14 protein-coding genes are annotated in these 20,065 nt (G+C 63.0%); 10 read left to right on the plus strand and 4 right to left on the minus strand.

Annotated elements, in window-relative coordinates; all coding sequences use genetic code 11:
* Positions 1-2 precede the first annotated feature (2 nt).
* A complete protein-coding gene (locus tag YP76_RS08950) occupies positions 3-704 on the plus strand; it encodes a c-type cytochrome (RefSeq protein ID WP_046763202.1) in 702 nt (233 codons plus the stop codon).
* Here the strand turns inward: YP76_RS08950 and YP76_RS08955 are convergent.
* Together YP76_RS08955 and YP76_RS08960 are read right to left on the minus strand one after the other, a co-directional pair.
* Positions 695-937 (minus strand): hypothetical protein, encoded by a 243-nt coding sequence (locus tag YP76_RS08955; RefSeq protein ID WP_046763203.1) that lies wholly within the window; start codon positions 935-937, stop codon positions 695-697. The two genes, YP76_RS08950 and YP76_RS08955, sit on opposite strands and share 10 nt — an antisense overlap.
* Positions 938-1,058: 121 nt before the next feature.
* Positions 1,059-2,633 (minus strand): Na+/H+ antiporter, encoded by a 1,575-nt coding sequence (locus tag YP76_RS08960; RefSeq protein ID WP_232307495.1) that lies wholly within the window; start codon positions 2,631-2,633, stop codon positions 1,059-1,061.
* Positions 2,634-2,846: 213 nt separating this feature from the next.
* On the opposite strand from YP76_RS08960, the gene YP76_RS08965 reads away from it, so the two are divergent.
* On the plus strand, positions 2,847-5,645 hold the full coding sequence (locus tag YP76_RS08965) for a TonB-dependent receptor (protein ID WP_046763205.1): 2,799 nt from the start codon (positions 2,847-2,849) through the stop codon (positions 5,643-5,645).
* A gap of 178 nt (positions 5,646-5,823) precedes the next feature.
* Here the strand turns inward: YP76_RS08965 and YP76_RS08970 are convergent, their stop codons facing one another.
* Positions 5,824-6,846 (minus strand): LacI family DNA-binding transcriptional regulator, encoded by a 1,023-nt coding sequence (locus YP76_RS08970; protein ID WP_046763206.1) that lies wholly within the window; start codon positions 6,844-6,846, stop codon positions 5,824-5,826.
* A gap of 147 nt (positions 6,847-6,993) precedes the next feature.
* Here YP76_RS08970 and YP76_RS08975 point away from each other — a divergent pair, with 147 nt between their 5' ends.
* From YP76_RS08975 to YP76_RS08990, 4 genes are all read left to right on the plus strand, one after another.
* The gene (locus tag YP76_RS08975) at positions 6,994-8,838 is read left to right on the plus strand and encodes an alpha-amylase family glycosyl hydrolase (protein ID WP_046763316.1); all 1,845 of its coding nucleotides are present in this window, start codon (positions 6,994-6,996) and stop codon (positions 8,836-8,838) included.
* Entirely contained in the window at positions 8,835-10,424 is a 1,590-nt protein-coding gene (locus YP76_RS08980) for an alpha-glucosidase family protein (RefSeq protein WP_046763207.1), read from the plus strand. Before YP76_RS08975 ends, YP76_RS08980 begins: the two co-directional genes overlap by 4 nt.
* A gap of 11 nt (positions 10,425-10,435) precedes the next feature.
* On the plus strand, positions 10,436-12,490 hold the full coding sequence (locus tag YP76_RS08985; RefSeq protein WP_046763208.1) for a glycoside hydrolase family 97 protein: 2,055 nt from the start codon (positions 10,436-10,438) through the stop codon (positions 12,488-12,490).
* Positions 12,491-12,597: 107 nt separating this feature from the next.
* Positions 12,598-14,103 carry an MFS transporter gene (locus YP76_RS08990; RefSeq protein WP_046763209.1) on the plus strand — a complete coding sequence of 502 codons (1,506 nt, stop codon included), beginning with the start codon at positions 12,598-12,600 and terminating at the stop codon, positions 14,101-14,103.
* Between the two features lie 13 nt (positions 14,104-14,116).
* On the opposite strand, the gene YP76_RS08995 is transcribed toward YP76_RS08990, so the two are convergent.
* On the minus strand, positions 14,117-14,758 hold the full coding sequence (locus tag YP76_RS08995) for a helix-turn-helix transcriptional regulator (RefSeq protein ID WP_046763210.1): 642 nt from the start codon (positions 14,756-14,758) through the stop codon (positions 14,117-14,119).
* A 281-nt stretch (positions 14,759-15,039) separates the two neighbouring features.
* On the opposite strand from YP76_RS08995, the gene YP76_RS09000 reads away from it, so the two are divergent.
* From YP76_RS09000 to YP76_RS09015, 4 genes are all read left to right on the plus strand, one after another.
* Positions 15,040-15,480: a curli assembly protein CsgF gene (locus YP76_RS09000; protein ID WP_232307491.1), complete on the plus strand. Its 441-nt coding sequence runs from the start codon at positions 15,040-15,042 to the stop codon at positions 15,478-15,480.
* On the plus strand, positions 15,480-16,523 hold the full coding sequence (locus YP76_RS09005) for a CsgG/HfaB family protein (protein ID WP_052757351.1): 1,044 nt from the start codon (positions 15,480-15,482) through the stop codon (positions 16,521-16,523). Before YP76_RS09000 ends, YP76_RS09005 begins: the two co-directional genes overlap by 1 nt.
* Before the next feature lie 321 nt (positions 16,524-16,844).
* Positions 16,845-18,227, plus strand: a complete 1,383-nt coding sequence (locus YP76_RS09010) for a hypothetical protein (protein ID WP_046763211.1) — start codon at positions 16,845-16,847, stop codon at positions 18,225-18,227.
* A gap of 61 nt (positions 18,228-18,288) precedes the next feature.
* Positions 18,289-20,031: a hypothetical protein gene (locus tag YP76_RS09015; protein ID WP_046763212.1), complete on the plus strand. Its 1,743-nt coding sequence runs from the start codon at positions 18,289-18,291 to the stop codon at positions 20,029-20,031.
* The last annotated feature ends 34 nt before the right edge of the window (positions 20,032-20,065 follow it).

The following is a 20,065-nucleotide window of genomic DNA, read 5'->3' on the forward strand; positions in this document are numbered from 1 at the left end:
CCATGGGACGGATGCGCGGGACGGCGGTGGCGCTGTGCGTGGCGAGCGCAGTGGTGACGGCGCTGGGCCTCGGCTGGTTCAGCGACAAGCTCTATACGCGGGTCAGGCCAGGACAACTGGCCTACAGGCCGATGGATGAGATGCCGCCGCGGGTCGACATGGCGGCAATCCAGCGGGACTGGCCCGCCAGCTTTGCCGAGCCAGGTGAAGGCAGCCGGGTGATCGCCTATCACAAGGCCATGCGGGGCAAGGCGCCGGAGCCTTCAGTGGCCGGCGGGAGCACGACAGCGGCGCCTCCACCCGACCTCGGTACCCTGCTCGCCCGCGCGGATGCGGGTGCGGGAAAGCAGAAGGTGCAGCTTTGCATGAGCTGTCATGACTTCACTCCGGGCGGCCCCAATCGCATCGGGCCCAATCTGTGGGGTGTGGTCGGGCGACCCGTGGCGAGCCATGCGGGTTTTGCCTATTCGCCCGCCATGCAGGCGCATCGGGGTAGCTGGAGCTATGACAATCTGTTCGATTTCCTGGGCTCGCCGGGGCGCGTGGTGCCGGGCACGAAAATGACCTTCGCCGGATTGCGCCGCCCAGAGGACCGGGCGGCGGTCATCAAATATCTTGCCACCCTGGGGACCGGCGCCCCGCCCTTGCCCCAACCGAAGACGGCTGCGGCGGCGAAGGACATGGAAGCGGGCGGTCAGCTATAGGGGCTGCGCCAATCCTCCTCGACCAGATAGCGGCTGAGGAAGGTCGATCCCTGCCGTGCCGCCGTTCTGGCGATGTGGCGGCGGATGTCGTTGTCGCTGGACGATCCCAGCACCGCGCGAAACGCCTCCATCGCCTTGGCCGTGGGTTCGCGTTTCAGGTCGACATAGGGTTGGAAGATATCGCCGAGCGCCTGTTCCCAGGCCTTCTCGATCTGAAGTAGCCGCTTTTCCATGGCTCGCCTCGCTATGCAACATGCTGCGTCAGGAATATGGAGCGGCGCGGCCGGCAGGACAAGGGAACGACTGAGAGGACGACACACGGGGAGCCAGTCGAGGTGACGGCGGACGGGCCTCTCACGCCTTGGCCGACAGGGCGCTCAACTCCTCCAGATCGAGATCGCGTTCCAGTTCCTGAAGCGTATGCTCGTCGATCTCGCCGGTGCGGTGAAGGCGCAGCAGTTCTGCGCGCCCGGCGGCGATGGCCTTCAGCACCAGATCGAAATGCGCGTGGAGCGTGTCGGAAAACGCCTCCTCCCGCGCCGCATAATTGGCGGAGAGTTCGGCGTGGCGCTGATAGCGTTCGAGAAGGCGCGGGTGGAGCAACATACCCTGCCCGTCATAGGCGTGGACCTCCACGACGCGGACCTGCGCCTGTGCCATGGCGGCTTCGGCCTCGCTCATGGTCATGCGCGGGCGGTCGCTTTCCGGTTCGACCAGCTTCACCATGCGGATCACCGCGCCCAATGTCGTGCCTTGCAGGAGGACGGTGCCGATGATGACGGCGAAGGCGGTGGTCAGGATGAAGTCGCGGCCGGGGAAATCCGCCGGAACGCTGAGCGCGACCGCCAGCGTCACCACGCCGCGCATCCCGGCCCATCCGAGCACGGTCGCCGAGCGGGGCCCGAGCGGTTTGTATCCGCATATCCCCATCGCCCTCAACAGGATGATGACGGCGTCCGATCCGAATACCCAGAGGAAGCGTGCGACGGTGATCGCGGCCAGGATCGCAAGGATGGGCAGCGTCATTTCGTCCAGCACGACGCCGATACCCCCGACACGTTCGATCACGCCGCGCAGCGACGATCCGATGAGGAGGAAGACGAACGCCTCCATCAAGAAGATCATCACTGCCCAGAAGGCAGTGCCGTTCATCCGTACCATCGCGGAAAAGACGACATGCTGATACCAGCCGCAGATGAGGCCGGTCGTGACGGTCGCGATGACGCCGGAGGCATGGATGGATTCGGCCAGCATATAGGATGCCCAGGGCGCCAGCAGCGACGCGGCGATCATCAGATATTTGTCGTCCAGGCGCTTGACCGTCAGCACCCAGAGCACGCCGATCGCAACGCCGACGAGGGCGCCGCCCGCCGCCAGCATGACGAAACTCTGCAAGGCATCGACCATGCTGAACGCGCCGGTCACCCCTGCCGCTATGGCGAAGCGGAAGAGGACGAGGCCGCTGGCATCGTTGAACAGGCTTTCCCCTTCGAGCAGGATCGAGAGGCGACGCGGCAGGTGGACATGCTGTAATATCGCGCGGGCGGATACGGCATCGGGCGGCGAGACGATGGCGCCCAGCGCCGCGCAGGCCGCCCAGGGCAGGCCCGGCACCAGCCAGTGGGCCACAGCCGCGACGATGGCGGTGGTGAAGACCACAGCGCCCACGGCCAGGGCAGCGATGCCGATCATGTGCCTCCGGAGATGTCGCAGCGCAATGAACCACGCGCCGTCCATCAGCAACGGCGGCAGGAAGATCACCAGCACCAGTTGCGGATCGAGCGAAATCACCGGCAAGCCCGGCAGGAAAGCGAAGAGCGCGCCCCCGGCGAGCAGGGCGACCGCGGGCGGCAGGCCAAACCGGTTGGCGCCATAATGAAGCACGATGATCGCCAGCAGCATGACGATCACCAATTCGAACAATTGCATCGGATGCACGGCGCCCTCCCTGGCCTGATCACTCAACCCTAACGACTGCGGCGATCTCAACCAAGATGGCCCTTGGCTTCCCTCCGACGGGCGCATCGGATTGAATACGTATGTTGGATTCTGTGCAGGCCGCATGTCCTGCGGCTATCGAACGCTCAACCAGCAAGGCTGGCAAGAAACGCGATCCATGCGTCTTGGGGAGGGTCCAGAAAAGTGCATCAATTCCATCATTCCGTCCTGCGGGCCGCCCTTCTGGCCGGCACTTCGCTGTCGGTCGCGGCTACCGCTTCCGCACAGGCCGTAGGGGAAAATGCTCCCTCCGTCCCGGCGACCGCAGACGCGCAGTCCGGTGACGCGATCATTGTCACCGGCATTCGCGCTTCGCTGGCATCCGCTGCGAAGATGAAGCGCGATTCGGTGCTGATCGTCGATTCGATCTCCGCCGAGGATGTCGGCAAGCTGCCGGACGTGTCGATCGCGGACTCGCTGGCCCGCCTGCCCGGCGTGACGGCGCAGCGGCTGGAGGGCCGCGACCAGCGTCTGTCGATCCGCGGCCTTGGCCCCGATTTTTCCACCACGCTGCTCAACGGGCGCGAACAGGTGACGGTGGGCGACAATCGCGGCGTCGAATATGACCAATATCCATCGGAATTCTTCCAGAACGTCAATGTCTACAAGAGCGCCGACGCGGCGCTGATCGCGGCCGGTATTTCCGGCACGGTGGACCTGCGCATGCTGCGGCCACTGGACAAGAAGGATCGGGTCGTTGCCCTTTCGCTGCGCGGGCAGATGAACGGCATGGACAAGCTCAATCCTGACGGCAAGCGTTACGGCTATCGGGCGTCGGCTACCTATATCGACCAGTTCGCGGACGACACGCTGGGCCTGTCGCTGGGCTTTTCCGCCTCGCAGACGCCTTCGCAGGATGAGCGGTTCAACGCCTGGGGCTATCCCACCGACGCCAGCGGCAACCTCATCATCGGCGGCGCCAAACCCTATGTGCAATCGAATCTGCTGAAGCGCTATGGCGCGGTCGGCACGCTGGAATGGCAACCCAATGACAATTTCCATTCGACCTTCGACGTGCTGGCCTCGCATTTCGAGGAAGAACAAAGGCTGCGCGGCATCGAATTCCCGCTCGTCTGGGGCAGCAATGTCGGCGTGAGCAACGAAACGGTCGAGAACGGCTTCGTCACCGGCGCGACCTTCAGCAATGTCTATGGTGTGCAGCGCAACGACTATAACAAGCGCAAGGCGGACACGATCTCGCTCGGCTGGAACAACGACATCCGCCTCAACGACACGCTGAAGCTGAATGTCGATGCAAGCTGGTCGCGAGCCAAGCGCACCGATTTCCTGCTGGAGACCTATTCGGGCACAGGCTATTTGCGGTCGGGCGTTTCCGATACTGTCCAGGTTCAGCGACAGTCCAACGGGCTCTTCCGCATCGTACCGGCGCTCGATTATACCGACACCGGCATCATCAGCCTGACCGATCCCAATGGTTGGGGCTATAACGGCACGACCGCCGTGGTGCAGGCGGGCTTCCTCAACCAACCCAAGTTCATCGACGACATGAAGTCGTTCCGCACAAACCTGATCGGCGATATTGCGGGCAGCATCTTCTCCAAATGGGAAGTCGGCGGCAACTATAGCCGCCGCAAGAAAACCAGCGCCTATACATCCTATTTCCTCTGCCCTCCCGGCGGCACCGACTGCACCATCTCCGGCGGGACGCCAGGATCGGTACCCGTGCCGAGCGAAGCGCTGCTGGGGTCGAACGTCTCGCTCGACTATCTGGGCGTGCCGGCGATGCTGACGCTGAACCCGCTCTACCTCTACGACAATGTGCTGGACGCGGTTTACGACAATCGCCCGGGATCGCTGGTGCGCGACAATGTGGTGAAGGAGGATGTCTTCACCGGCTATGCCAAGCTGACCATGGACGGCAACCTCGGCGGCAAACCGCTGAAGGGTGCGATCGGCGTGCAGATCATCCATTCGCGGCAGGCCTCGACCGGCACGATTTCCAACTTCGCCAATGGCGTGGTGACCGTGCTGCCGGTGTCCGGCAAGGACAGCTACACCAATGTCCTGCCGAGCGCTCAGATTTCCGTCGAACTGGAGCCGAGCTTCTTCGTCAAGCTGGGCGCGGCGCAGACCATGGTGCGTCCGCGCCTGGACCAGGAACGGATCAACCAGGAATTCAAATATAATTTGAGCTATGTCGGGATAGGATCGTCCGATCCGCAATTCAGCCCGTTCAGTTCAGAGGGCGGAAATATCTTCCTGCGCCCCTATCAGTCGACCAATATCGACCTGTCGCTGGAGAAATATTTCCGTGGCGGCGGCTATGTGTCGGTTTCCGGTTATTTCAAGAACCTGACCAACTTCGTCGATCCCAACAATAATATCGCCTATGATTTTTCGTCGGTCCTACCGACCTTGCCAGCCGATCAGCGCGACGCCATTCTCGCCGACGGCAGCTATATCGGTCTGGTGAAGTCGCCCGCCAATACCGGCAAGGGCACGATCATGGGGGTCGAGGCGACCGCCTCCCTCCCCTTCAAGCTGTTCAGCCCGGCACTCGACGGCTTCGGCATCTTCGCCAGCGGCTCCTATACGCATAGCGAGGTCGAATATGGCAGCAACCCGACGGAAAGCGTCACCCTGCCCGGCCTGTCGAAATGGGTCGCCAGCGGCACCGCCTATTTCGAAAAGGCCGGTTTCCAAGCGCGGGTAAGCTATCGTTACCGCTCCTCCTTCCTGGGCGAAGTGGCGGGGCTGTCGGCGGCACCGACCTTCCGCACGGCCAAGGCGGAGGGCATTCTCGATGCGCAGATCGGCTATGAGTTCCAGTCCGGGCCGCTTCAGGGTCTGTCGATCCTGCTTCAGGGCAAGAACCTGACCGACCAGCCCTTCGTCACCTACCAGAATGACGACCCGCGGCAGGTGATCGATTATCAGCGCTACGGCCGGGATTATTATCTGGGTTTGACTTACAAGTTTTAACGTCCCCGATCTGCCTGACTGCACGCAGGCAGTTCTCCCCCTGGACCGCCGCCCCTTTCAGGGGTGGCGGTCCTCCCTTTTCTGCTGGGGAAATATACGTGCTCCTGCGAAGGCAGGAGCCCAGTTCTGACCTTGGGACTGGGCTCCTGCCTTCGCAGGAGCACGTTAACTACGCAAACTATGCCGTCATTCTTGTGACCAGCCTCGGCGCCAGCAACGAAGGCGTCACCGTCTGGCGGTCGATCTGGCCGATGAGCGCGTCCACCAGCACTTCGCCCGCGCGCAGATAGTCCTGCGCGATGGTGGTCAGCGGCGGGCGGGTCAGGCTGGCGGCGGGGATGTCGTCGAAGCCGACCAGCGCGACGTCGTTCGGCACGCTCATGCCTGCTTCGTCCAGCGCCCGCATCGCGCCGATGGCGATCAGGTCCGATCCGGCGAAGATCGCGTCGAAGGGCAGGCCGCGCGCGATCAGGCGGCTGGCGGCTTCGTGGCCCGATTGCTCGGTCGAAAGCGCGTCGACATGCAGGCCGAGGTCGACCGGCAATCCTGCTTCCTTCATCACCTCCGCGAGGCCGGCATAGCGATCGCGGAATTCGGGATAGCGACTGGACGCATCGCCGAGGAACGCTATGTTCCGGCAGCCACGCTCGATCAGATGGCGGCCTGCATCGCGCCCGCCCTGCCGGTTGTCACAGCCGATGGTCATGCCCAGCGCATTGGGATCGACCGACCCCCATCGCACGAAATGAGTCCCCTGCCCGATCAACTGCTCCAACCGGGCGCGGTAGCTTTCATAATCGCCATAGCCGAGCAGGATGATGCCGTCGGCCTTGCGGCTATCCTCATAATCGACATGCCAGTCGGTCGAAAGCTGCTGGAAGGAGGTCAGCAGATCATAGCCCCGCTTGGCGCAGGTCTGCAGGATCGGCCCTAGCATCGAGAGGAAGAAGGGGTTGATATAGCTCTCGTCAGGCAGAAGATCCTCGAAGAACAGCAGCGCTAAAGTATTGCTCTTCCCCCGGCGCAGCGAGGAGGCATTCTTGTCCACGGTGTAGTTGAGCTGGCGGGCGATCGCCTCGATCCGTTTGCGCGTGGCTTCACTGACGGTGCGGTCGCCGCGCAGGGCGCGGGATACCGTCGGTTGGGAAACCCCTGCGAGCGTGGCGATGTCGAAGGACGTCGGTTTTTCGTTGACAGCCATCGCCCGATCTTACGCCCGCGCCCTCCCCTTGGGAAGATAGGGCTCTGAATACGTATGTCGGCTGCTTGGCCCCATGGGTGCGATCCGATTAAGACCCCTATGAAAGCCGCTGCAATCAAGCCAGAAGCGGCAGGGGAGGCCATGTCCATGCGCGCAAGAAAAGCATTGCTGTACGTCGCGCTGTGCGCGCTCGCCGCGCCCCTCCCCCTGTCTGCCACCCAGCCGTCCGATTTCCGGGCACGGCTGCCCGAGGATGAGGTGATCTACTTCGTCCTGCCCGACCGCTTCGACAATGGCGATGCGGCCAATGACAAGGGCGGATTGAAGGGCGACCGGCTTGTCACCGGCTATGATCCGACTTCCAAGGGTTTCTATCATGGCGGCGACCTGAAAGGGCTGATCCGCCGCCTCGATTATATTCAGGGACTGGGCGCGACCGCCATCTGGGTGGGGCCGATCTTCCGCAACAAGCCGGTGCAAGGGCCAAAGGGTCAGGAAAGCGCGGGCTATCACGGTTACTGGATCACCGACTTCACCCATGTCGACCCGCATTTCGGCACCGATGCCGATTTCGCCGCGCTGGTCGAGGCCGCGCACCACCGGGGGATGAAGGTCTATATGGACATCATCGCCAACCACACGGCGGATGTGATCCAATATCGGGAATGCCCGAACACAAACGCCGACAAGCCCTGCCCCTATCGTTCGCGCGCCGATTATCCCTATCAGCGGCAGGGCGGCGTTGGGGGCAAGGCGATCAACGCGGGATTCGCGGGCGATCAGGACCATGGCGAAGCGAATTTCGTGAAGCTGACCGATCCCTCCTATGCCTATCCCCCCTTCATTCCCAAGGGCGAGGAACGGGCAAAAAACCCGGCTTGGCTCAACGATCCGATTTACTATCATAATCGCGGGGAAACGACCTATTCGGGCGAGAGCGCGACCATGGGGGACTTTGCGGGGCTGGACGACCTGATGACCGAGAATCCGCGGGTGATCGCGGGCATGATCGAGATTTTCGGCGGCTGGATCGATCGTTTCGGCATAGATGGCTTCCGGGTGGATACGGCGAAACATGTCGATCCGCATTTCTGGCAGATGTTCGTTCCCGCGATGCAGGCCCGCGCCAGGGCGAAGGGTATCCCGAATTTCCATATTTTCGGGGAAGTCTATGTCGAGACAGTCGATGCCGGGCCGCTCGCCTGGCATACGAAGGAGGGCGGCTTTCCCGCGGTGCTGGACTTCGCCTTCCGGCAAGCGGCGCTGGAGACGGTCGCGGGCCAAGGCGCGACGGCAGTCTGGGAACGGATGCTGAGCGGGGACGCGCTCTATCGCGATGGCGAGGCGACGGCGCGGACCTTGCCGACCTTCGTCAGCAATCATGATGCCGGGCGGTTCGCCACCTTCGTGCGCAAGGCTTTCCCGCAGGCGAGCGACGAGGAGGTGTTGCGCCGGGTGATGCTGGCCAACGCCATGCTGCTGACGATGCGCGGCGTGCCGACCATCTATTATGGCGATGAACAGGGCTTTGTCGGGGACGGCGGCGATCAGGATGCGCGGGAGGATATGTTCGGCAGCCGGGTCGAGAGCTATAATGACAATCGCCTGCTGGGCACCGGCGCCACCACGGCGACGCCGCGCTTCGATACCGGCCATCCGCTTTATCGGGAGATCGCCGCGCTGGCCGGTCTGCGCACCGCCCATCCGGCGTTGCGGCGCGGCCGGGAGGTCATCCGGGCGCGGGGCGACCAGCCGGGCCTGTTCGCCCTCTCCCGTTTCGATCTCGACAGCGGGGCGGAAACATTGATCGCCTTCAACACGTCCACCGCGCCGGTCAAGGCGCAGGTCGAGGTCGATACGCGGTCCGACCAGTTCACCACCCTCGCCGGAGCCGAATGCGCCGCAAGCGCCTCCGCCCCCGGCAGCATTGCCGTCTCCCTACCCCCTCTCAGCTACAGCGTCTGCGCTGTCCGGAGTGCCGTACCCCAATGACAGACACGACCCTGCCCTGGTGGCGCGGCGCTGCCATCTACCAGATCTATCCCCGCAGCTTTGCCGACTCCAACGGCGACGGCATTGGCGACCTGAAGGGCATCACCGCCCACCTGCCCTATGTCGCGTCCCTCGGCGTGGATGCGATCTGGCTGTCGCCCTTCTTCAAAAGCCCGATGCGCGATTTCGGCTATGACGTGTCGGATTATTGCGACGTCGATCCGATCTTCGGCACGCTGGAGGATTTCGACGCACTGGCGGCGCGGGCGCATGAGCTGGGCCTGCGCATCATCGTCGATCAGGTCTGGGCGCATACGTCGGAGGAGCATCACTGGTTCATCGAAAGCCGCTCCAGCCGCGACAATCCCAAGGCGAACTGGTATGTCTGGGCCGATCCCAAGCCGGACGGTTCCCCGCCCAACAACTGGCAGTCGGTGTTCGGCGGCCCGGCCTGGACCTGGGATGCGCGGCGCGGCCAATATTATATGCATCAGTTTCTGCGCGAGCAGCCGCAACTGCACCTGCATCATCCGCAAGTGCAGCAAAGTGTCTTCGACATCATCCGCTTCTGGCTGGACCGGGGCGTGGACGGGTTCCGCATCGATGCGATCAACCATTCGATGCACGATCCAAAGTTGCGCGACAATCCGCCCGCGCCGGAGGATGGCAAGGTAAGGACACGGCCGTTCGACTTCCAGATCAAGAAGTACAGCCAGAGCCATCCAGACATTCCGCTGTTCCTGGAAAAAGTGCGGCAAGTGTTCGATGAATATCAGGATCGCTTCACCGTGGCCGAAGTCGGCGGGGCGGACAGCGATACAGAGATGAAGGCCTTCACGCAGGGTGATGGCAGGCTGAATACAGCTTATGGATTCGACTTTCTCTATGCGCCGGAACTGACCGCCGAGTTTCTGAGGACAGCGCTCGTCAAATGGCCTGCCGAAACCGATGAGGGCTGGCCGAGCTGGGCGTTCGAAAATCATGATGCGCCGCGTGCCGTGTCGCGCTGGGCCAAGGGGATGGACCCGGATGCCTTTTGCCGGATGAAGATGCTGCTGCTCGCCTGCCTGCGCGGCAATATCTTCCTCTATTATGGCGAGGAACTGGGGCTGCCGCAGGTCGACATCGCGTTCGAGGATTTGCAGGACCCCGAGGCCATCGCCAACTGGCCGCTGACGCTTTCCCGCGACGGGGCGCGCACGCCGATGCCCTGGCGGGCGGATGCAACCTATCTGGGCTTTTCGGACGTCAAGCCGTGGCTACCGGTCGGGGAGGCGCATCGGGCGCTCGCCGTCGACGTGCAGGAAGCGCAGCCGGATTCTCTGCTGCACTGGACTCGGAAGGTCTTGGCACTGCGCAAGGAAACGACCGCCTTGCGCATCGGAGCCATAGATTTCCTCGACGCGCCGAAGGAACTGCTTGCTTTCGAGCGCAGCTTCGAAGGCGAGCGTCTTCTCTGCGTCTTCAACCTCAGCGATCAGCCTGCGACATGGACCGCGCACGGTGACTGGCACCCCCTGCTGTCCACCGGCGGGATCGAAGGCCGTCACTTTCCTGCCGCCTCCGCCCTTGTCGCGCACGCCTGAAGGACCATCCCATGAAGAAACTTGCCGCCCTCGCGCTGCCCCTTTTCGCGCTTTCGCTCCTTCCCACTGCCGCTCGCGCCGATGTGGTGGCGAAGGCCGCCTCGCCCGATGGCCGCATCACGCTGACCATCAGCCTCGATAATGAAGGCCGCCCCAGCTATGCCGTGCAGCGCGACGGCAAGGCGCTGATCGCCGACAGCCGCCTTGGTTTCATGTTCACCGACGCACCGAAGATCGAACGCAACCTGACGCTGGCCGATACCAAGACCGACAAGAGCGACACGACATGGACCCAGCCCTGGGGCGAATGGTCCAGCATCCGCGACCATCACAATGAAATCCGTCTCGCCTTCCGCGAGAAAAGCGACCTTCAGCGCGAGATGGACGTGACCTTCCGCCTGTTCGACGATGGCGTGGCGTTCCGTTACACGCTGCCGGATCAGGCCAACCTGCATCACGCCAATATCGCGGAGGAGCTGACCCAGTTCGCCTTTGCCGAGGGCGGCACCGCCTGGTGGAAGCCCGCCTTCGAATGGAACCGGGAGGAATATCTTTACAACAGGACGCCGCTCGATGCGGTGGGGACCGCACAGACGGTGATGACGGTGAAGCTCGCCAGCGGCACCCATGTCGCGCTGCATGAGGCGGCTTTGGTTGACTATGCGGGGATGAACCTGGCGCGGGCGCAGGGCAACACGTTCCGCGCTGCGCTGACGCCCGGTTCCGGCGCGCCCAAAGTGTCGCGCGACGCCGGTTTCTCGACGCCATGGCGCACCATCGCCATCGCGGACGATGCGGCTGGGCTGTACATGAACCATATGATCCTGAACTTGAACGAGCCCAACAAGCTGGGCGACGTGTCAGGCTGGATCAAGCCGGGCAAGTTCGTCGGCGTGTGGTGGAACATGATCAAGGGCGACTGGACTTGGGCGCGCGGGCCGAAGCATGGCGCGACGACCGCCAATGTCCGCCATTACATCGATTTCGCCGCCGCCAACGGCATTCCCGCCGTGCTGGTGGAGGGCTGGAATGTCGGCTGGGACGGCAATTGGTTCGGCAATGGCAAGGACATGAATTTCTCTCAGCCGACCGAGGATTTCGATGCTGATGGGCTGGCGGCCTATGCCAAGTTGAAGGGCGTGACGCTGATCGGCCATCATGAGACGGGCGGATCGGCCAGCCATTATGACGGCCAGCTCGACAGCGCGTTCCAATGGGCCGCCGATCATGGCGAGCGGGTGGTGAAGACCGGCTATGTCACCGATGCCGGGCAGATCGAGCGGGTCGATCCCGACGGTTCCCAGCATCGCGAATGGCATGAGGGGCAGTGGATGGTGAACCACTATCTGCGCGTCGTGCAGACCGCCGCCAAGTATAAGGTCAGCATCGACAGCCATGAGCCGGTGAAGGATACCGGCCTGCGCCGCACCTATCCGAACTGGGTGGCGCGCGAGGGCGGGCGCGGCATGGAGTACAACGCCTGGATCGGGGGCAAGAATCCGCCCGAGCATGAAGCGAACCTCGTCTTCACCCAGATTCTGGGCGGTCCCATGGACTTCACGCCGGGCGTGCTCAGCCTTTCCGGGTCGGAGGGGAGCGCGATCCAGTCGACCATCGCCAAGCAGTTGGCGCTGTATGTCGTGCTCTATTCGCCCTTCGTGATGGCGGCGGACACGCCCGAAAATTACGCCAAATATCCCGGCCCCTTCCAGTTCATCAAGGATGTGCCGACCGACTGGTCTGATACCCGCGTGCTGAATGGCGAGGTGGGCGACTATGTGACCATCGCGCGCAAGGCCAAGGGCAGCAACGACTGGTATCTGGGCGCTATTGGGGATGAGGAAGAGCGGTCGAGCCAGGTGAAGCTCGATTTCCTTGATGCGGGGCGGCGCTATACCGCCGAGATTTATCGCGACGGGCCGGGGGCGGACTATCGCACCGAGGCGCGTCATGCGATCGTGATCGAGAAGAAGGCTGTGAAGAAGGGCGATGCGCTGAGCATCGATCTCGCGCCGGGGGGTGGTCAGGCGATCCGGTTCGTGGCGATTGGTGGGAAGACCCGATAGTGAATCGTGTTCCTGCGAAGGCAGGAACCCAGTCCTGCCGTTTGAACTGGGCTCCTGCCTTCGCAGGAGCACGGGATGGGAAATATGTGCGAATAGGCTGAGAATGTATGGATCAACCGCACGATAATCTGGCTTCTCATTCCCGCCCCCGTCAGGGCTTTTGGGGACTGTGGAATATCAGCTTCGGCTTTTTCGGCATCCAGATCGGCTTTGCCCTGCAAAACGCCAATATGAGCCGCATCTTCCAGTCGCTGGGCGAGAGTCTGGACGATCTGGCGCTGCTGTGGATCGCGGCGCCGCTGACCGGACTGCTCGTCCAGCCCATCATCGGCCATTATAGCGACCGGACATGGTGCCGCTTCGGGCGGCGGCGGCCTTATTTCTTCGCGGGGGCGCTGTTCGCGGCGCTGGCACTGTTCGGCATGCCTCATGCGCCCGGCCTGCTCGCCGCCGCGATGATGCTGTGGGCGCTGGACGCCTCGCTCAACGTCTCCATGGAGCCGTTCCGCGCCTTCGTCGGCGACATGCTGGCGAAGGAGCAGCATATGGCGGGCTATGCGCTCCAGACCGCCTTCATCGGCGCGGGAGCGGTGATCGGATCGTCGACGCCTTGGCTGCTGGACCGGCTGGGCGTCGCCAATGTCGCGACCGGCTCCGGCATCCCCGATACGGTGCGGATCAGCTTTTATATCGGCGGCGGCGCGCTGTTCCTGGCGGTGTTGTGGACCGTCCTCACCACCCGCGAATATTCGCCCGAGCAGATGGCCCGTTTCGAACCTTCGGAAGAGCCATCGACCGTCGAACCCGATACCGCGCCAACCATTCCGGCTGGTGGACCGCTCTGGATCGTCGCCGGGCTGGTTGTCGTCGTCCTCGTCCATCTCTGGGCGCTGGAGAAGGAGCTCTATCTGCTGGGCGCATTGCTCGCGGCTTATGGCATCGCCAGGATCGTCGCGCGCCGGTTGTACCGGCAGGGCCGCGGTGACAATCTGCTGGGCCATGTGATCGGCAATTTCGCGACCATGCCCGTGATGATGAAGCGCCTCGCGCTCGTCCAGTTCTTCACCTGGTCGGCGCTGTTCATCATGTGGATCTACACCACGCCGGTCGTCGCCCAATATGTCTTCGGGTCCGCCGATCCGAAAAGCGCGGCCTATAATGAAGGGGGCAATTGGGTCGGCATCCTCTTCGCCACCTATAATGGCGTCGCCGCCCTTGCCGCCCCCTTCCTGCTTCAGCCGCTCGCCCGGCGCATCGGGCAAGCCAATACCCATGCGTTCGCGCTGATGCTGGGCGCGCTGGGCTTCCTCTCATTCCTGTTCCTCCGCGACGCGCAGGCGCTGCTGTTGCCGGAGGTTGCGATCGGCATCGCCTGGGCCTCTACCCTCGCCATGCCCTATGCGATGCTTGCCTCCAGCGTGCCACAGGCGAAACTCGGCATCTATATGGGCCTGTTCAACGCCTTCGTCGTGATCCCTCAACTGCTGGTCGCGACCGTCATGGGCACGATCATGCGGCATGTCTTCCCGACCGAGCCGATCTGGACCATGGCCTTCGCCGCCGGGGTCATGCTGCTTGCCTCGCTCGCCACGCTGCGCTGCCGGGAAAACTGACGATCCGGCCGGGCTACTGCACCCGGAACGGCATCATCACATGGAACAGCGCCTCGCGGGAGGAGACGCTCATCTTGCTGTAGAGCTGTCGGATATGGCTGCGCACGGTGTCCACGCTGATGTCGAGATTGGCTGCGCATTTTTCCGCAGTCAGGCCCTTCAGCAATTGGCGCAGCACCCGGTCCTCCGCTTGGGTCACGCCGAAATAGGCGCGATAGCCGGCATATTGGATGTGATCCGCCTCATCGCGCCAACGCAGTTCCAGACCATAGAGCGTCTCGCCGGCACGATCGCCGGGCAGCAACCGGATGACGATGACCGCGCTCATGTCGCCGCCCAATCCGTACGACTGGATCAGCATCTCCTCCCCCCGCAACTTGCCCGCTTCCACTGCCAGAGCGCCGGAACCGGCATTCTGGCCGAAGGTCAATATACCCTCCCGCTCCTCCAGTCCCTGCCGTGCCTGCAACACCTTGCGAGCAGCACGATTGGCCCAGAGTATGGCAAAATCCCGGTCGAGAATCAGGCGCGCGGTCGAGCCGCCGTCCAGCCAGCTCAACGCCGCACTTTCCAATATCGCCCCGTCGCTCAGCACTTCCCCCACCTTCCGGACACCATCAACAATCGATCCCTCGACTGTACCGTTTTCGGACATTCTGACCCCCCGGCCTGCCCTTCGTCGGGATATTTAATGGTTAATAATCAGTTAATAGCCCCACCTCACCAATTTTGGTGATGCGAATCGATATATGCCAGACGTAATAAGCCGCTCGCAACGGAATTAACAAAAGGTTAAATCATCAACCTCCTCACAGGCAGGAATTGCAATTCTTGATTCAGGTCAAATCGACCGAAGAATAAGGATTTCCTGTCCTCAACGGAGCCATATCCTGCGGGTCGCATCGCATTTTGATTGGCTGGAAATACGGAGGGCTAATGTCAGCGGCAAGAAAAGGGGGCGTCGTCATCATGGCGGCGATGATGGTCTTCGCCTTGGTAAGACCCGATGCTGCTTCGGCATCCGATCTTGTCTATACCCCGAACAATCCGTCCTTTGGCGGCAATCCGTTCAATTCGGCCCATCTTCTGGGCGTGGCGAACGCGATCAACAAATATAAGGATCCGACGGCAACGACGAGCTCCGATCCTGCCTCTCAATTCTTGCGGACATTGCAAAGCCGCCTGCTTTCTACGCTGGCATCGCAGATCACCGACGTGATCTTCGGCGCGAATGCGCAGGAAAGCGGCCTCATCAAGTTCGGGGACCAGGAAATCAGCTTCGTGCGTGGCGTCGATTCGGTGACGCTGACGATCAGCGACCTGGCATCGGGTTCGGTCAGCGAAATCGTCGTACCCTTACTGCAGGGGGCCGGTTGATGCGCCTTTCCTCGCTGCGGTCCTGCCTGCCTATGCTGGCGGCGGCGGCCGTTCTTTCGGGCTGCGCGACGGCCAATCCGGTGAGCTGGCAGCAGCCGGTCATGGCCAAGCCATCCCAGATCCAGAACCGCCTGGCCCTGCTGCCCGCCAGCGGCAAGAAGGTCGCCGTGGCGGTCTATGGCTTCACCGACCAGACCGGCCAGTTCAAGCCCACCGACAATGTGCAGACCCTGTCCCGCGCGGTGACCCAGGGCGCAACGTCGATCCTGGTCAAAGCCTTGCAGGATGCCGGCAACCGCCAGTTCTTCCAGGTGATCGAGCGCGAGCGGCTGGACAATGTGCTGCGTGAACGCGCTGTCATCCGCGAAATGCGTGCCTCCTATCTGGGAGAAAAGCAGGTCAATCCCCAGGCATTGCCGCCGCTGCTCTTTGCCGGGCTGCTGCTGGAGGGCGGGATCATCGGCTATGACAGCAACGTCAAGACCGGCGGTGCGGGCGCACGCTTCCTGGGGATCGGGGGCAGCTCACAATATCGCGAGGATACCGTCACCCTCTATCTGCGCGCGGTGAGCGTCAAGACGGGCGAGGTGCTGACATCGGTCAATGTGCGCAAGTCGATCGCTTCGGTGGCGCTGGGGGCCAATGCCTTCCGCTATGTCGGGTTCAAGGACCTGCTGGAACTGGAAGCGGGCGTGACGTTCAACGAGCCCGATCAGCTTGCGGTGCAGCAGGCCGTCGAAAAGGCCGTCTATGCGCTGATCGCCGAGGGCGCGTTGCAGGACTTGTGGTGCTTCGGCACGACCGAGGATTACAGCGCGAACCTGTTGCGCGACTATGTGGCGGAACGGGACTCGATCAAGGCACAGGATGTGGTCCTGCCGCAGCGCGCCGACGGATCGAAAGTGACCGGCGCCTGTCAGGTCGCTTCACGCCACGCCGCGACGACACCGCCCCGGATTCAGACGCAGATCGTCAGCGGGCCGGCAGTCGGCGATCCCGCGCTTCAGACGAAAATCGTCCAAGCCCGGCCCGCCGGGAAATGAGACACAGGAGAGGATGAACCGAAATAGCATGAATGGGCTGGTCCGCCAGCGGCGGTGATTGGCGTCAAGACGCTGACGGACCAGGTCGGACATGGTTTGCGGAAAACCATGTCCGGATCGTGAGTTTCAGGAACCCACGCCACAATGTGGCACAGATGCGTGCGCCAAGGCAATCCGCCCTGGTTCCGTGAGAACGGCCGCGCGTCCGGGCAACCCCTGCATGATCCATCTCTTCCGCCGGCTGCTCTTGAGGCCGGGCAGAGCAGCCGGACCCTACCGGCCATAACAGGGGGCATGATGCCCTTTTCGGGAGAATGTGGGATGAAGAAGATCCTTTTGACCGCGGTGTCGGCGTTCGCGCTGACCACCACCGCCTATGCCAACAGCTCGACCAGCTCGGTCACGCAGAGCAGCACCAACAACCAGGCCTATGTCGATCAGGTCGCCGCCCAGACCGGCGGTTCTTCCACGATCAACCAGACGGGTGCGAGCAACTATGCCAAGCTGACCCAGGCCGACGATGCCACCGGCGCAACCCCGGTCCAGACATCGAACATCCAGCAGACCGGCGCGAGCAACTCGGCCATCGTGTCGCAGACGCTGGAAACGTCGTTCAACTATCCGCCGTCGACCAAGAATGCCTCGACCGTCATCCAGTCGGGCAACACCAACGCCACCACCGTCACGCAGAAGGATGACGGCCAGAACAGCTATGTGGAGCAGGCCAGCAACGGCAACGTCGCCACCGTCACGCAGGGCGTCGCCAATTCGGGCGATTCGACCTATGAAAACAGCTCGTCCGTCTATCAGGGCGGCAACGGCAGCCATGAAGCGACCGTGTCGCAGACCGGCTATCGCAACGGCAGCTCCATCTATCAGATCGGCAGCAACCAGCTCGCCGACGTGAACCAGAGCGGCGACAACAACACCGCCGGCGTCGTCCAGGACGGCGCGGACAACCAGTCCTTCATCGACCAGAACGGCGGCGGCAACCAGGCCTACACCACCCAGGGCGGCGTCAAGGGCAGCATCTCGACCATTACCCAGATCGGCTTCAGCAACAGCGCTTCGGTCGTGCAGACCGACGATGGCGACGGCAACAACCCGCCGCTCAACCGCTCGACCATCACCCAGTCGGGCAATCGCAACAGTGCCGCGGTCAACCAGAATGCCCAGACGCTGATCATTCCGAACGTGTCGACGATCGCCCAGTCGGGCAACAACAGCGCGGCAAGCGTCACCCAGAAGGACGACTGGCAGTTTTCGGACATCCAGCAGTCGGCCAGCAACAGCTCGGCCACGGTCGTGCAGGGCGTGGCCCAGTCGGGCGGTTCGGACACCAGCTACGGCAACACCTCCACCATCACCCAGTCGGGTTCGACGCAGCTCGCCTATGTCGAGCAGATCAACCGCAGCAGCTATTCGGACATCGACCAGTCGGGTTCGCTGAACAGCGCCACCGTTCTCCAGAGCGGCTTCAGCGGCAATTCGGACATCGACCAGACCGGCAGCGACAATGACGCGCTGGTGAACCAGTACGGCACCAACAACGATGCCGTCACCTACCAGTCCGGCAACCTGAACGCGTCCACCATCCTCCAGGGCGGTGCGAACAACTACGCCAATGTCAGCCAGACGACCAACGGCAACGTCTCGTTCGTCGATCAGACCGGCACCGGCAACATCGCCTACGTCGCACAATAAGTTCATCCCAGTCCGGGCCTCTTCGCTGAGGCCCGGACCTCCTTCGCAGGGGGCAAGACCCATGAAAATATTCCTTCTCGGCGCGGCGTCGGCCCTGGCTCTTGCCACCGCCGCTCATGCCGATACCTCCACCAGCATCGTCACCCAGTCGGGTTCGGCCCAGAATGCCAACGTCACTCAGACCGCCGCGATCAGCTCCGACTCCCAGATCGTCCAGAGCAACGCCAACAACAAGGCGACCGTGGTCCAGGCGGGCGCGGACAATCTGTCGGGCATCAACCAGTCGGCCAACGGCGCCATCGCCCACGTCGATCAGGACAGCCGCGTCGACACGCCGACCAGCAACAACCCGACCAACGCGGCCTTCGTGACGCAGACCGGCGCCTCGCGCGCCGACGTGACCCAGGACGGCGAAGGCAACAGCGCCTATGCCATCCAGTCGGGCACCGCGTCGCAGGCGACCATCGTTCAGCTCAACGCCAACCGCCCCTTCCCCGGCACGGCCAACCGCGTCCAGACCGGATCGATCACGCAGGATGCAGACTCCGCGACGGCATCGATCAACCAGAATGGCGAGGGCGGCTATAGCTTCATCGTCCAGAACGCCGCCGCCGACGGTTCGACCGCCAGCTCGACCCAGTGGGGCGAGGATAACGGCTCGAACATCAACCAGTTCGGCCCCGGCAACAACGCGACCGTCTATCAGCAGTCCGGCCCCGGATCGTCGGGCAACGGCAGCTATTCGTCGGTCGACCAATATGGCAGCGGAAACGACGCCGACGTCTTCCAGCTCGGCGCGGGCAACCAGTCCTATGTCGTGCAGGACGGCACCAATGGCGATGTGAAGGTCAAGCAGACCGGCAACGCCAACTTCTCCACCGTGTCGCAGACCGCGTTCGGCGGCAGCAGCGTCGATGTGAAGCAGAATGGCGATCGCAACGCCTCCACCGTCTATCAGGCATCGACCGCATCGACCGTCGATGTCGATCAGGATGGCAATGACAATATCTCCGGCGTCACGGAAATCGCCGCCAATTCGGCGGTGGCGGTCGATCAGGACGGCAACCGCAACTATGCCAATGTCGGCCAGTTGACCGTGCTGGGCAGCGTCAACGTCAAGCAGGATGGCAACCGCAACAGCGCGACCGTGGGTCAGGCCGGTGCGGGCGTGCTGGTGATTGTCGACCAGAAGGGCAACGACAATCTGGCGAACACCCAGGAAGTCGCGGCGCTGGCGGCGGTGACGGTCGATCAGGACGGCGACCGCAACCAGTCGCAGGTCGGCCAGCTCGGCTATACGGCGGCCGTCGCGATCAAGCAGCAGGGCGACGACAACCATTCCAGCGTCGCGCAGTCCAGCGCGCTCGATCTGGATGCCCAGTTCAGCATCGTCGGCGTGACGCAGATCGGTGACGGCAACGCTTCCGCCGTCGTTCAGGGCGGTCTCGACCAGCAGGCCTATGTCACGCAGCTTGGCGACGGCAACGGCTCGTCGGTGCAGCAGGTCGGGGAGAACAATCTCGCCCTGGTCGGCCAGACCGGCGACGGTAACGGGTCGATCATCGAGCAAGGCGGCCTTGGCAACTATGCCAGGCTGACCGTGACCGGCGATCTCAACCAGTCGGCCATCTATCAGAACGGCACCAGCCTGGTCGCCAATGTGACGCAGACCGGTGACGGCAACAACTCCTTCGTGTCGCAGAGCGGGCTAGCCAATATTGCCAATGTGACGCAGAGCACCGACTATAACATCTCGTCGGTGGTCCAGTCCGGGATCGGCAATATCGCCACGGTGAACCAGTAAGTTTACCCCAGGGGTGGCGGCGGGCGATGCGAAT

Source organism: Sphingobium chungbukense (assembly GCF_001005725.1).
GTDB lineage: Bacteria > Pseudomonadota > Alphaproteobacteria > Sphingomonadales > Sphingomonadaceae > Sphingobium > Sphingobium chungbukense.